Below are 397 nucleotides of genomic sequence, written 5' to 3' on the forward strand. Positions count from 1 at the left end.
GTTTCAATGCAGTGCAGACACTCAGATGACCTTGTTGAAGCAGCTTGACGCCATCATTGCGGACATTGAGTCAAGAATCGGCATCGACTACAAGAAAGGCACGCTGCCAAACTACCAGTACACTCGCCTGACATTGGGGCTGTTCGTCAAGAAGCGTTATGGAACTGACGATGTGGCATTCGGTGAGCTTGACGAGCAGTTTATCCGTGAGTACATGGACTTTTGCTTGGATGAGAGAGGTCTTGCACTTGATACAGTCCGTCACTATCTCGCCATATTGAAGAAGACCTGCCGAATAGCTTTCAAGGCAGGACACTCCGAGCGTTATCATTTCATGCACTTCAAGCTACCTCAAAAGAAAGAGAATCCACCAAAGGCATTGACACGTGAGGACTTT

Annotated in this window: 1 protein-coding gene; it reads left to right on the forward strand. The window is 47.9% G+C overall.

Annotation, left to right across the window (positions count from 1 at the left end; all coding sequences use genetic code 11):
• A partial coding sequence (locus tag WKT20_RS18245; RefSeq protein ID WP_340417890.1) for a phage integrase SAM-like domain-containing protein occupies positions 1–397 on the forward strand: 397 nt, incomplete at both ends.

This window comes from Phocaeicola sp. ICN-14070, from assembly GCF_037892625.1.
GTDB classification, from domain to species: domain Bacteria; phylum Bacteroidota; class Bacteroidia; order Bacteroidales; family Bacteroidaceae; genus Phocaeicola; species Phocaeicola plebeius.